Raw genomic sequence first — 12,573 nt, forward strand, 5'->3', positions numbered from 1 at the left:
GCGCGCTTACGCTGAGCATCGTTCAGCGCGCGGAAATCGCGCGCAGTTCGCGCTTGAGCACCTTGCCGTAGCTGTTCTTCGGCAGCTCGTCGACGAACACGTAGCGCTTGGGCCGCTTGAACCGGGCGATGCGGTCGAGCAGATGCGCGTCGAGCTCGGCCGGGTCGACATCGCCCACCACGAACGCCACCACCACCTCACCCCACTCCTCGTCAGGTGCACCCACCACGGCGGCCTCGGCGACACCGGGATGCTGCACCAGCACCTCCTCGACCTCGCGTGGGTAGATGTTGCTGCCGCCGCTGATCACCACGTCTTTGGAGCGGTCGCGCAACGTCAGATAACCCCGGACGTCGAACGAACCCATGTCGCCGGTGCGCAGCCAACCGTTCTGCAGCGTGGCGGCGGTTGCGCCCGGGTTGTTCCAATAGCCCGACATCACGACGTCTCCGCGGCAGACGATTTCGCCGATCTCGCCGATGTCAGCCTGCGTGCCGTCGTCCCGCAAAACCGCGACCTGGACACCGGACCGGGGGTATCCGACCGACCCCAGGATGGCGTCGTCAGCGTTCAGGTGGTCGGCTCGGCGCAGGCCGGTGATCGTCATCGGCGCTTCACCCTGCCCGTACAGCTGAGTGAAGATCGGTCCGAACGCCGACATCGCCTTCTTCAGGCTGTCGACATACATGGGGCCGCCGCCGTAGACCACAGTCCGCAGATTGCGTGGGCGGGGTCGTCCTGTCTGCACCAGACGGTGCACCATCGTCGGCGCGAGGAACGCGCTGCAGCCGGGATGGTGCTCGCACAGATCGAGGAACTCGTCGGGGTCGAATGCACCCGATTGCGGAATCACCTGGCGCGCAGCGCGTAACACGTACGGAGGGATGTAGAGCCCGGAGCCGTGCGACATCGGCGCGCCGTGCACCAAACTGCAATTCTCGTCGGGCGAATCGAAATCCGCGAGATGGGCAACCGTCATCGCCATCAGATTGCGGTGGGACAGCATCGCGCCTTTGGATCGGCCGGTGGTTCCGCTGGTGTAGAACAGCCATGCCAGCGCCGACGGATCCGTCACCGGCGGCGCAGCAAGGTCCGCAGATAGCCAGCGCGAGTACCCCTCGCTCCCAACGACTTCCACCGGTACGGCACTGACGGACGACAGCTCGGCGGCAATTTTGGCCGACGCGAACACCTGCACGGCACCGGCATCTTCGAGAATCTGCACCATCTCGCGCGGATGAAGCTTGTAATTGACCGGAACCACCACACATTCGGCCGCCCAAATCGCGAACATCAGCTCGACGATCTCCGGGCGGTTCTCGCTGGCGATCGCCACGCGTGCGCCCGGACCGCCCACCGCGGCGATCGAGGTGGCCAGGCGCAATGCGCGCTCGCGCAATTCGCTCCAGGTGCTCACGCAGTGAGCGCCGTGGTAGACCGCGCCCCGGTCGCCGAACCGTGACGCCGCCTGGTCCAGCAGCGCGAAAAGGTTCACCGCGGCATCCACTCCGAGGTCAGGGCGAAGTCGGACAGATATTTCGTGGAACTCCAGCCGCCGTCGACGACGATCGTCTGCCCGTTGATGAAACTGCCACCCTCCGAGCACAAGAACGCCACCGTGCTCGCGATGTCGTCCACGCGGCCGAGCCGCGGATACGGCGTCATCTCGACATTGATCTTGCGGAACCGCTCGTCCTCCAGCCGGTGCGCCACCATCGGCGTCAGCGTCACGCCCGGTGCCACGGCGTTGCAGCGGATGCCTTGCGGGCCGTACTGGCATGCGATGTGCAAGGTCAGCGCCGTCAGGCCGCCCTTGGCCGCCGAATAGGCACCACCGCGAAGCCCTCCCACCACCGCGAACGTCGACGTCACGTTGACGATCCCGGACCCGGATTGCATGTGCGGCAACACGTCTCGCGCCAGCCGGAACGGGGCGCGCAGCATCACGTCCAGGAAGGAGTCGAGTGTCGCGTCGTCGGTCTCGTGCAGTGGCTTGGGACTGCCGAGGCCTGCGTTGTTGACCAAGAAGTCGATGCGCCCCCACCGTTCGACGGCGTCTTCGACGATCCGGCGCGGCGCGTCGTCGCCGGTAACGTCGACGGCCAGCGTCGCGATACGTCCGGGGCCGTCGATTGCGTTCTCCAAGTCGGCAAGCCTGCTCTGGTCACGACCGACACCGAGCACCGCCATCCCCATTTCGGCCAGCTTGACCGCGCAACCGAATCCGATCCCGCTGCTTGCCCCGGTGACGATTGCTACCTGCACAGCCGACCCCTTCTGATCTTCCCGCAAGCGTTCATCGTGATGTCTCGATCAGCGCCGCCCGGATCTTGTGCTTGAGCACCTTGCCCGCGTCGTTCTTCGGCAGTGACTCCCATATCACCACTTGCTCCGGGGATTTGAACCGAGCCACCCCATGATCGGCCAAGAAGCTGCCCAATTCCGCGACGCCGGGCATGACGGCGGCCCCCGCCGGCACCACCACCGCGCAGGCTCGCTCGCCGGTGCGCTCGTCGGGCAGCCCGACCACCGCCACCTCGGCGATGCCCGGATAGCGGGCCAAGATGTCCTCGACTTCTTTCGGGGAGATGTTCTCCCCATTGCGGATGATGATGTCCTTTGCCCGCCCCGTCACCACCAGGTAGTCGCCGTCGACCCAGCAGCCCAGATCGCCGGTGCGGAAATACCCCTCGGCGTCGAACGCGTCGGCGTTGTCTTCTGGATGCAGATAACCGACCAGCATCTGCGGGCCGCGGGCACAGATTTCCCCGGAGCCGGCCGGGGCAGCGTCGTGGTCGACCAGCTTGACGTCGGCGATGCCGGGGCGCCCGTCGGTGTCCGCCGCATGGTCGATGTCGCCGGGCTCCGGCGAGCCGACCGTCGTCACCGGCACCTCCGTCGAACCGTAGACCCGGGTGACCACAGCCCGGTCGAAATACGATGCGGCCCTTCGGATCAGCGCAGGCGAGACAGCTGCGCCGCCACAGATGAACACCTTGAGGTCCGGCAGTCGGGTGCCTGCGCGGCCGGCCGCGGCGAGCAAGCGATCCAAAAACGGGGTGGCTCCGGCCATGTGCGTGCAACGCTCCCGCTGCATCAGCGTCACCGCGACATCCGGATCCCATCGATCCATCAGCACCGCGGTGGTGCCCAACAGCAGCGGGCATTCGAATGCATAGATCGACCCGCCGATGTGAGCGATCGGGGACGGCACCAGGAACCGGTCTCCCGGGCTCACCATCCAGTAGTCCCGGATTTGGCAGATCAGCGCATGAATCGAGTTATGGCTGTGCAGAACACCTTTCGGGCGCCCGGTGGTTCCGGACGTGTAGAGGATCATCTGCACCGCATCGGGATCCAGAGCCGGCAGCTGTGCATCGGCGCCGCGCAACAGCGACGGGTACGGCGTGTGTCCCGACGGCTCACCGCGCACCACGACGACCTCCGGCGCGGACGGCAGCTGCGCGGTGACCCGAGTCAGCATCGCCACGTAGTCGTAACCGCCGAAGTGCGCTGCGATGAACACCATCCGGCTCTGGGAATCCGTGAGGATGAACCGCAGCTCGTGGTCACGCAGCGACGGCAGAATCGGGTTCACGACCATCCCCGCCAATGTCGCCGCGAGGTAGACCACCGCCGCCTCGTGCCAGTTCGGCAGCATGAACGAGACCACGCTTGCCGGTGGCAAGCGGGTCAGCATGGTCTGCGCCAACGCGCTGGCCTGGCGTTCCAAGCTCGCGCAGTCGATGCGAATATCGTTGTCGACCAGCGCAATTCGGCGGGGCGTGGTATGAGCGGCCTCGCGCAGTGAGTCGGCGAGCGTGGTGCGCACCCACCCACCTCGGGCGTTGGTGTCGGCCGTGGGCACGCCGGCCTAGCCCTTCACCCGGCGCATGGTCATCGAGTGGCGGAACCGTGACGCCGGGTGGGTGTTGATGGTCACCTGAGCCACCTCGCCGTCGGAGGTGGTATAGGTGCGGCGCATCTCCAGGGCTGCGCTGCCCGTGCTGACCTTCAGGCCGTCGGCAAGCTCGGGGGAGACCACCACCGCCGAGATCTGTTGATGTACCTCGACGACGCTCACTCCGAAAAGATCTTCGATCAGCGGAAAGATCGGGCCGGTGTGGCGCTGCAGCAGCCGGCCCACCGCCGCGAATGCGCGGTTGATGAAGTACTCGGTGCGGCAGATCGGTGCAGAGGCGCCGTCGCCTTGTCGGTAGCCCGCCACGGCCAGCCACTCGGTGCCGGCGGCGAGTCCGGTGCGGGCAGCCAGTTCGTCGTCGACGGTCACCGGCGCATTCGACTCGATGGTGAACTGGGTGCCGGCCGCGAACGCGATCAGGTCGTCTATCGACATCACATCCTGCGCATAGGAATTCGACGCCGGGCGGGGCACCACCAACGTGCCTGCTCGCGGCCGCGAGGCTACGAGGTTGTCTTCGCGCAGCCGCCGCAGCGCCTCCCGAACGGTGTAGCGGCTGACTGCGAATCGCTCGCACAGCTCGTGTTCGGTGGGCAGCTGTGAACCCACCGGGTAAACGCCGTCGACGATTTCCTTCCGGAGGGTGCGCGCCACCTGCAGATAGCGGTGCTCGGTCGGCGAAAGCGTCATCTTTCGGCCCGGCGCAACGCCAGCACGCTGCCGTCCCCGTCGGCAGAGACGAAAAGCGTGCCGTCAGGTCCGACGGCGATTCCCGCGAACGGGCCCTGGGGACCGGAGAACGGCGGCAAGCCCTTGAGCGGCTTGGGCACCACACCGGGCGGCGGGCCGATCGGCAACCCGGCCGCTATCGTCTTCCGGGATGGCCCCGCGAGGTCGAATTCTTCGACGGTCTTGGCACCGGCGTCGACGATGTAGAGCCGCTGGCCGGCCACGAGAATGCCCTGGGGAGTGTGCAATTCGTCGACGACGGTCTCTGCGCCCGAACCGCTCAACCGCACGACGCGGCCGGCGCCCGACTCGGCGACCAGCACGCCGCCGTCCGGGGCGATCGCCACGCCCACAGGATCGTGCAGGCCCGACGCGAGCACGTCGACCTTGCCCGCGTCGACCGACAACACGCGTCCCGTCCCTAACTCCGCGACGACGATGCCGCCCGGTCCGATGGCCACGCCGTACAGCTGATCGAATCCGTCTGCCAGAACGTCGGTTTCGCTCACCGCCGGCCGGTAGCGCGATACCTGGCCGCCGGACGTTGTCACGACGAACTCACCGGCGCCCGCAGGTGCCACGCCCCGCACGAAGCCGGGATAACCGGGCGAGAACAACATGCCGACGGTCTGCAGGCTTCCGTCGGAGCCGACGACGTAGAAGTACGTGCCGTCGGCCACATACAGCCAGCCGTCGGCAGCGACCGCGAGGTCCAGGGGCCAGTTGAAGCCGCCCGGCAGCAGCGTGCGCGCTTCGCCACCCGGGAGAACCTCGGTGATCTCGCCGCCGATGTTCGACACCAGCAGCCTGCCGTCCACGAAAGTGCAGTTGTCCAGGCCGGGATTGAGCTGGGCGAGCAGCGACTTCTCACCCGTGCGCGGGTCGATGCGCAGCACCTGGCCGCTGGCCACCTGGGTGGACACGATGTAGCCCTCGGAGTCGAACTTCACCGAGTCCGGGACGCCCAGGTCGGCGGTGACCCGTTGTGGTTCACCGCCATCGGGGTCGATACGCCAGATCTCATTCGTGCCCATCACGGGGAAGTACAGCAGGCCGTCGGGCCCCACCTCCATTGCGTTGAGCAGCGGCATGTTCTCGACCAGCACACGCGGCCGGCCGCCGTCCAGATCGAGCTCGAGCAGCCGGCCGCCCTCACGGCATTCTCCGATGAACAGCCGGTCGCGGTACACGGTGATGCCGTTGGCCGACGGCAGGTCGTCGCGGAGGACCTTGGCGCGGCCGTGCGTGTCTAGCACGCTCACCCGGCCGTCCATCACCTCGGTGGCGTAGAGATTCCCGCGCGAATCGAACGCGACGTCGTCGGGGGCGATGATGTCGCCACCCTTCGCGGTCACCGTATCCAGCGCTCCGGTCTCGAGGTCCAGCGCGCTGATCTGGCTTCCCGTCACCTGGGCGACGTAGACCCGGCCGTCGCGGCCGGTGCGCAGGCCGTTGGCACCGAACAGCCGGCTCGGCCCGGTCACCCGCTCGAGTCGCCAGCCCGGCGCCACATCCGGCGTGACGGCGACGGGATAGCGGTTGCCATTCAGCGACATGGCATCTGACGCTATCAATTGCTCCTAGTCCAGACAATAGGCGCGGCGAGCACGTTAGTCAGCCTTGACGCCGTCGTTGCCGCTGCGGAATAGTGTTCTGCAATATGCAGAGTACGGTATGTTGTCCGGACAAATCGGTCGATGGCTGAGCTGCTGAGCCTCGCCGGCCGCACCGTGGTGGTGGCCGGCGCCGGCGGTGGTGGCATCGGGACGACGATCACGCGGATGGCCGCCCAGGCAGGCGCGACCGTGATCGCGGTGAGTCGGTCGAAAGAGAACCTCGACGAACACGTCGTCCCGCTGGCGCGGCAAGGACTCGCGGTGCTCCCGGTGCCCGCCGACGTGTCGACCGACGACGGCATCGGTGCAGTGCTCGAGCATGCCCGCCGGGCCGAGGGCACCCTTTACGGACTGGTGAATGTCGCCGGCGGCGCTGCACCGCAGACGTGGATGCCGTCGACCAGGGTCACTCGCGAGGACTGGCGGCAACTGTTCACCGCCAACCTCGAGACCGCGTTCTTCATGAGTCGAGCCGTGGCCGCCGAATTGCGGGCGAATGGGCTTGGCGGATCGATCGTGTCGCTCTCGTCGATCAGCGGCATGAACACCGCGCCGTTTCACATCGCGTACGGAACCGCCAAGGCGGCGGTCGCCGCGATGACGCGCACCATGGCGGTCGAACTCGCCCTGGACGGCATCCGGGTCAACGCCGTGGCGCCCGGGGTGACCGAGACCGCGGCGTCGCGCACATACGTCGACGAGGATCCCGAGCGGGATCGTCGTGCGATCGCCATGGGCCGGCGCGGGCGACCAGAGGAGCAAGCCGGCGTCATCTTGTTCTTGCTGTCGGACCTGTCGAGCTACATCACGGGGCAGACCCTTCTCGTCGACGGCGGTCTGAGCCTGCGCTGGAGCCACCTCGGCGCCGACAACACCTCGCTCTTCCTGAAGGACGAGTCCTTCCGCAGCGCAATCAGTCGACCCTGAAAGGAGGCTGTGATGGCAGAACCGAATGGTCAAGTGGCAGAAGAACTGTCAGAGCCGATGACCATCGGCGTGGAGGCGTACATCTCAGAGGACTATGCCCGTGCCGAGCGTGACAAGCTGTGGCGCAAGGTCTGGCTGCAAGTCGGCCGGGTCGAAGAACTTCCCGACGTGGGCAGCTACCTGACCTACGACATCCTCGACGATTCAATCATCGTCGTGCGCATCGGGCCCGACGAATTCGCGGCACACCACAACGTCTGCATGCACCGGGGCCGGCGGCTGATCGACACTCCCGACGGCGCCAAGAATGCGGTCGGCCGCACCCGCAAGTCGTTTGTCTGCGGGTTCCACGGCTGGACTTACGGGCTCGACGGTGCCTGCACACACATCCGCGAGCGCGACGACTGGAAAGGCGCGCTCACACCGCAGAACACGCACCTTGCACCGGTCCGGGTAGACACGTGGGGCGGATGGCTGTGGATCAACATGGATCCCGAGTGCGAGCCGCTGATGGATTACCTGTTCCCGGCCGCCAAGATCCTCGACCCGTTCGGCTTGGAGAACATGCGCTACAAGTGGCGCAAGTGGTTGTACTTCGACTGCAACTGGAAGGTCGCACTGGAGGCCTTCAACGAGACCTACCACGTCTACACCACCCATCCGGAATTCAACAGGTTCGGCGAATTCAAGGGCTGGGCCAAAGCGCAAGGCAAGCACAGCAACATCGGCTACGACGCGCCTGAGGATCTCGAGGAGACCAAGTCCAAGATCCGGTTGGGCACCGGTAAGGATCCGCGGGTGTCGACCGCCGAAATGCAGGTCTACACAATGGAAGAGACCAACGCCACCACCACCCAGACGCTCGTGAACGCCGCGCTGCGGCTCGTCGACGAGCTGCCCGAGGGCACCCCCGCCGACAAAGTGCTGGCGCATTGGCTGGATTCTGCCCGCCGCGACGACGAGGCCCGGGGCGTGTTCTGGCCGACGATCCCGCCGGAAGTGCTGGGCCAGAGCGGGACAGCGTGGCAGATCTTCCCGAACTTCCAGATCGGCCAGGGCCTGACCAGTGCGCTGTGCTATAGCGCCCGACCGCATCCCAGCTACGACCCCAACAAGTGCATCTTCGAAGTGTCGGTGTTCGAGCTGTACCCCAAAGGCCAAGAGCCGCAGACGGAATGGGAGTACACCCCGGTGGGTGATCCGCGCTGGCGCTCAGTGCTGCCGCAGGACTTCTCGAACATGGCAGCGGTGCAACAAGGAATGAAATCCCTTGGCTTCCCGGGCACCATGCCCAACCCGTATCGCGAACGCAGCACCGTGAATCTGCACTATCAGCTGTCCAAATACATGGGAACCGGCGCACCACGCGAACTCGCTAAGGAACCGCTTGCCCGGGAAGCGGACGGCGAAGGAGAAGCTCACACATGACAATGTTCGACACCTGCGGGCCCACCGAGACGCCCGACGACATCGACATCGAGGCGCTGCGGCAAAAGTATCTCTACGAGCGTGACAAGCGGCTGCGGCCGGAAGGCAGCAAGCAATATCTGGAGCTGAAGGGCGAGTTCGCCGACTTCTACGAAGTCGACCCGTACACGCCGGTGACACCCCGCGACCCGATCAACGCGGACATCGAGGTCGCGGTGCTCGGCGGCGGCATCGCCGGTTTGCTCGCGGGCGCCTACCTCAAGAAGGCCGGCGTGGACGATGTTCACATCGTCGAGATGGGCGGCGACTTCGGCGGTGTCTGGTATTGGAACCGCTTCCCCGGTATCCAATGCGACAACGACGCGTATTGCTACATCCCGATGCTCGAGGAGCTCGGCTTCATGCCGTCGAAGAAGTTCGCGGACGGCGCAGAGATCTTCCAGCACTGCCGCAATATCGGCAAACACTTCGGACTGTACGACGGAGCAATCTTCTCGACGCAGGTCTGCCAGATGCGTTGGGACGACTCGGCCAACCGCTGGCGGCTGAGTACCAACCGCGGTGACGACATCCGGGCACGCTTTGTCGTCATGACGCAGGGGTCGTTCAACCGTCCGAAGCTGCCCGGCGTTCCCGGCATCACGGATTTCAAGGGTCACCAGTTCCACTCGGCTCGCTGGGATTACGACTACACCGGCGGCGACGCCAATGGCGGCCTGCACAAACTGAACGACAAGCGGGTCGCGCTGGTCGGCACAGGGGCGACCGGTGTGCAGCTGGTTCCGCATCTGGGCCGAGATGCCCAGCACCTCTACGTGTTTCAGCGCACGCCGTCATCGGTGGACGTGCGAGCCAACACGCCGACCGATCCGCAGTGGGCGGCCTCCCTGCAACCGGGCTGGCAGGAGGAACGCAAGCGCAACTTCCACCGCTGGTCCCCGTTGGGCGAGGGCGCGGTGTTCGACGAGCCCGATTTGGTCTGCGACTTCTGGACCGAGTTGGGGCGCAACCTGACCGCGCGCATCGCTGCGTTCGAGGACCCTACGTCACTGACGATCGAGCAGATCATGGCCATCCGGGAGGAAGAGGACTACAAGGTCATGGAGCGCCTGCGGCGCCACGTCGAGGCCGTCATCGACGACCCCGTGACCGCCGAGGCGCTCAAGCCGTACTACCGCTTCATGTGTAAGCGACCCTGCAGCAGCGACGAGTACCTGCCGACCTTCAACCGACCGAACGTGACGCTGGTCGACGTCTCGGATTGCAAAGGGGTCGAACGGGTGACGGAGAAAGGGCTCGTGGCCAACGGGGTCGAGTACGAGGTCGACTGCATCATCTGGGCCAGCGGCTTCGAGATCACCACCGAGATCAGCCGCCGCTACGCCATCGACGCCATCGAAGGCCGCGACGGCCTGTCATTGTTCGACCACTGGCGCGACGGCTACAAGTCGCTGCACGGGATGACAAGTGTGGGCTTTCCGAACCAGTTCTTCACCGGCTTCATCCAGGGCGGCGTTTCGGGCAACACCACCGCGATGTTCGAGCAGCAGGCCGAGCACATCGCCTACATCATCTCCGAAGCAATCGCACGCGGCGTCACGACCGTCGAGCCGAGCCAGCAAGCTCAGGACGACTGGGTCAAGACGATTCGCGAACTCTCCGTGGACATGACGGAGTTCGCGGTCTCGTGCACGCCCGGCTATTACAACAACGAAGGCGGAGGTGGCGGAGAAGGGATCCGGTCTGCCATCGGTGAGCCGTATTCGCCCGGCTTCTATGCTTTCGGTGACCTGCTCAAGGCCTGGCGCGACAAGGGCGATCTCGACGGCCTGGTTCTCGGAAGTTAGATGCCAGAACGCAGATTCGACGATCGCGTCGCCGTCGTCACCGGCGCCGGCCGCGGGCTGGGCCGGGCGTACGCGCTGCTTTTGGCCGCGCGCGGCGCGAAGGTGGTGGTCAACGACCCCGGAGTCAGCCTGTCCGGCAAGGGCATCGACGACGGACCCGCCGCCGGCGTGGTGTCCGAGATCGAAGCGGCCGGCGGCCATGCCGTTGCAAGCACCGATTCGGTCGCCTCACCGGAGGGCGGTAAGGCGATCATCCAGACCGCCCTCGACCACTTCGGCCGCATCGACATATTGATCCACAATGCCGGCATCGTCCGGCGCGCCTCGCTGTGCGACATGACGTACGAAGATTTCGACGCGGTCGTCGACGTCCACCTCAAAGGCGCGTTTCATGTTGTGCGGCCGGCGTTTCCGGTCATGTGCGGGTCCGGTTACGGGCGCATCGTGCTCACGTCGTCGATCGGTGGCCTGTACGGGAACCACGCGGTGGCCAACTACGCAGTAGCCAAGGCCGGGCTGATCGGATTGTCGAACGTCGCGGCGCTGGAGGGAGCACCGCACGGCGTGACGTCGAATGTGATTGTTCCAGCAGCGGTGACGAGAATGGCCGAGGGCATCGACACGTCGGCCTATCCGCCGATGGGCCCGGACCTGGTGGCGCCGGTCGTGGGGTGGTTGGCTCACGAAACATGCTCGCTCACCGGCGAAATGCTCGTCGCGCTCGCCGGCCGGGTGGCCCGAGCGATGATCGCCGAGACACCGGGGGTATACCGGCCGTCGTGGACGGTGGAAGACGTCGCCGACAACATCGACGCCATCCGCGACGCAACCGGGCCGGTGATTTTTCCCGTCGTGCCCGACGGCCACGGCGACCACATCCGCTACAGCTTCGCGATGGCCGGCCGGCAGGAAGCCCACCATGGCTAGTCCCGAGTCGACGGGCCCGCTGGCCGGGGTGCGCGTCATCGACCTGACCGCGATGGTGATGGGCCCGTACTGCACGCAGATCATGGCCGACATGGGCGCCGACGTGATCAAAGTCGAACCGCCAGAAGGCGACAACACCCGCTACATCTCGGTGGGTCCCGCTCCGGGCATGAGCGGGGTGTTCGTCAACGTCAACCGCGGCAAGCGCAGCGTAGTGCTGGACCTGCGCACCGACGACGGAAAACGCGCGTTGCGCAAGCTGATCGAGACCGCCGACGTGTTCATCCACTCGATGCGAGCCAAGGCCATCGCCAAGCTCGGTTTCAGCTATCCAGACGTCGCCGCGATCAATCCGGCCGTCGTCTACACCAACTGCTATGGGTACGGCCGCCGCGGTCCGGACCGTGACCGTCCCGCATACGACGACACCATCCAGGCCGAATGCGGGCTGCCGGCCGTACAACAGCAGCTGACCGGAGAAGCGAACTACGTCGGAACGATCATGGCGGACAAGGTCGCTGGGCTCACCGCGCTTTACGCGACGATGATGGCGCTGTTTCACCGCGAGCGCACCGGCGAGGGCCAGGAGGTCGAGGTCGCGATGTTCGAAACCATGGCCTCGTTCATCCTCGTCGAGCATGCCAACGGCGCGATGTTCGACCCGCCGCTGGGACCTGCCGTCTATCCGCGCACCGTGGCGCCCAACCGCAAGCCGTACCGCACCAGCGACGGCTACATCGCCGCGCTGATTTACAACGACAAGCACTGGAACGCGTTCGTGGACGCGGTGAAGCCGCCGTGGGCCAGCGACCTGTACGCCACACTCGAGCGGCGCGCGCGCCAGATCGACACGGTGTACGCGCTGGTGGCCGAGACCATGACGCAACGGACCACCGACGAATGGCTTGCGCTGTTCGCCGAACTGGAGATCCCGGCCGCGCCTATCCACACGCCGGACTCCTTATTCGACCATCCGCACTTGAACGCGGTCGGCTTGTTCGAGACGGTGCAGACTTCGCAGGGCCCCGTGCGGTTTCCCGGTGTGCCGACGTGGTTTTCCCGTACGCCGGGCCGGGTGGCCGGCCCCGCTCCCGAGTTGGGTGCCGACACCGCCGAGGTTCTCGACGAACTCGGTGTCGGGGCCGACGCCGAACCCGTGTTGGGGTCAGGGTAGGAG

Annotated in this window: 10 protein-coding genes; 5 read left to right on the forward strand and 5 right to left on the reverse strand. The window is 66.0% G+C overall.

Annotated elements, in window-relative coordinates; all coding sequences use genetic code 11:
- Window positions 1–22 precede the first annotated feature (22 nt).
- From AC5Y39_RS02570 to AC5Y39_RS02590, 5 genes are read right to left on the reverse strand one after another with little or no spacing between them, the layout of a single operon-like run.
- Window positions 23–1,495, reverse strand: a complete 1,473-nt coding sequence (locus AC5Y39_RS02570) for an AMP-binding protein (protein WP_500015481.1) — start codon at window positions 1,493–1,495, stop codon at window positions 23–25.
- A complete protein-coding gene (locus AC5Y39_RS02575) occupies window positions 1,492–2,265 on the reverse strand; it encodes an SDR family NAD(P)-dependent oxidoreductase (RefSeq protein WP_500015479.1) in 774 nt (257 codons plus the stop codon). Before AC5Y39_RS02575 ends, AC5Y39_RS02570 begins: the two co-directional genes overlap by 4 nt.
- A 31-nt stretch (window positions 2,266–2,296) precedes the next feature.
- Window positions 2,297–3,868, reverse strand: coding sequence for an AMP-binding protein (locus tag AC5Y39_RS02580; RefSeq protein ID WP_500015477.1), 1,572 nt, complete (start codon window positions 3,866–3,868; stop codon window positions 2,297–2,299).
- 6 nt (window positions 3,869–3,874) lie between these two features.
- Window positions 3,875–4,612 (reverse strand): GntR family transcriptional regulator, encoded by a 738-nt coding sequence (locus AC5Y39_RS02585; RefSeq protein WP_500015475.1) that lies wholly within the window; start codon window positions 4,610–4,612, stop codon window positions 3,875–3,877.
- Entirely contained in the window at window positions 4,609–6,207 is a 1,599-nt protein-coding gene (locus tag AC5Y39_RS02590; protein WP_500015474.1) for an SMP-30/gluconolactonase/LRE family protein, read from the reverse strand. Before AC5Y39_RS02590 ends, AC5Y39_RS02585 begins: the two co-directional genes overlap by 4 nt.
- Window positions 6,208–6,348: 141 nt before the next feature.
- Here AC5Y39_RS02590 and AC5Y39_RS02595 point away from each other — a divergent pair, with 141 nt between their 5' ends.
- From AC5Y39_RS02595 to AC5Y39_RS02615, 5 genes are read left to right on the forward strand one after another with little or no spacing between them, the layout of a single operon-like run.
- Window positions 6,349–7,194 (forward strand): SDR family NAD(P)-dependent oxidoreductase, encoded by an 846-nt coding sequence (locus AC5Y39_RS02595; protein ID WP_500015472.1) that lies wholly within the window; start codon window positions 6,349–6,351, stop codon window positions 7,192–7,194.
- A 12-nt stretch (window positions 7,195–7,206) separates the two neighbouring features.
- Window positions 7,207–8,622, forward strand: a complete 1,416-nt coding sequence (locus tag AC5Y39_RS02600; protein WP_500015470.1) for an aromatic ring-hydroxylating oxygenase subunit alpha — start codon at window positions 7,207–7,209, stop codon at window positions 8,620–8,622.
- Complete coding sequence (locus AC5Y39_RS02605) at window positions 8,619–10,469, forward strand: flavin-containing monooxygenase (RefSeq protein ID WP_500015468.1); 1,851 nt, start codon at window positions 8,619–8,621, stop codon at window positions 10,467–10,469. Before AC5Y39_RS02600 ends, AC5Y39_RS02605 begins: the two co-directional genes overlap by 4 nt.
- Window positions 10,470–11,396: an SDR family NAD(P)-dependent oxidoreductase gene (locus AC5Y39_RS02610; RefSeq protein WP_500015466.1), complete on the forward strand. Its 927-nt coding sequence runs from the start codon at window positions 10,470–10,472 to the stop codon at window positions 11,394–11,396.
- The gene (locus AC5Y39_RS02615) at window positions 11,389–12,570 is read left to right on the forward strand and encodes a CaiB/BaiF CoA transferase family protein (protein WP_500015464.1); all 1,182 of its coding nucleotides are present in this window, start codon (window positions 11,389–11,391) and stop codon (window positions 12,568–12,570) included. The genes AC5Y39_RS02610 and AC5Y39_RS02615 overlap by 8 nt, the downstream gene beginning before the upstream one ends.
- Window positions 12,571–12,573 lie beyond the last annotated feature (3 nt).

This window comes from Mycobacterium sp. NGS39 (assembly GCF_059812765.1).

Bases quoted from the DNA above. Each gene is read 5' to 3' on its own strand.
- AC5Y39_RS02585 (WP_500015475.1), bottom strand. From the start codon at position 4,612: ATGACGCTTTCGCCGACCGAGCACCGCTATCTGCAGGTGGCGCGCACC.
- AC5Y39_RS02590 (WP_500015474.1), bottom strand. From the start codon at position 6,207: ATGTCGCTGAATGGCAACCGCTATCCCGTCGCCGTCACGCCGGATGTG.
- AC5Y39_RS02595 (WP_500015472.1), top strand. From the start codon at position 6,349: ATGGCTGAGCTGCTGAGCCTCGCCGGCCGCACCGTGGTGGTGGCCGGC.
- AC5Y39_RS02600 (WP_500015470.1), top strand. From the start codon at position 7,207: ATGGCAGAACCGAATGGTCAAGTGGCAGAAGAACTGTCAGAGCCGATG.
- AC5Y39_RS02605 (WP_500015468.1), top strand. From the start codon at position 8,619: ATGACAATGTTCGACACCTGCGGGCCCACCGAGACGCCCGACGACATC.
- AC5Y39_RS02610 (WP_500015466.1), top strand. From the start codon at position 10,470: ATGCCAGAACGCAGATTCGACGATCGCGTCGCCGTCGTCACCGGCGCC.
- AC5Y39_RS02615 (WP_500015464.1), top strand. From the start codon at position 11,389: ATGGCTAGTCCCGAGTCGACGGGCCCGCTGGCCGGGGTGCGCGTCATC.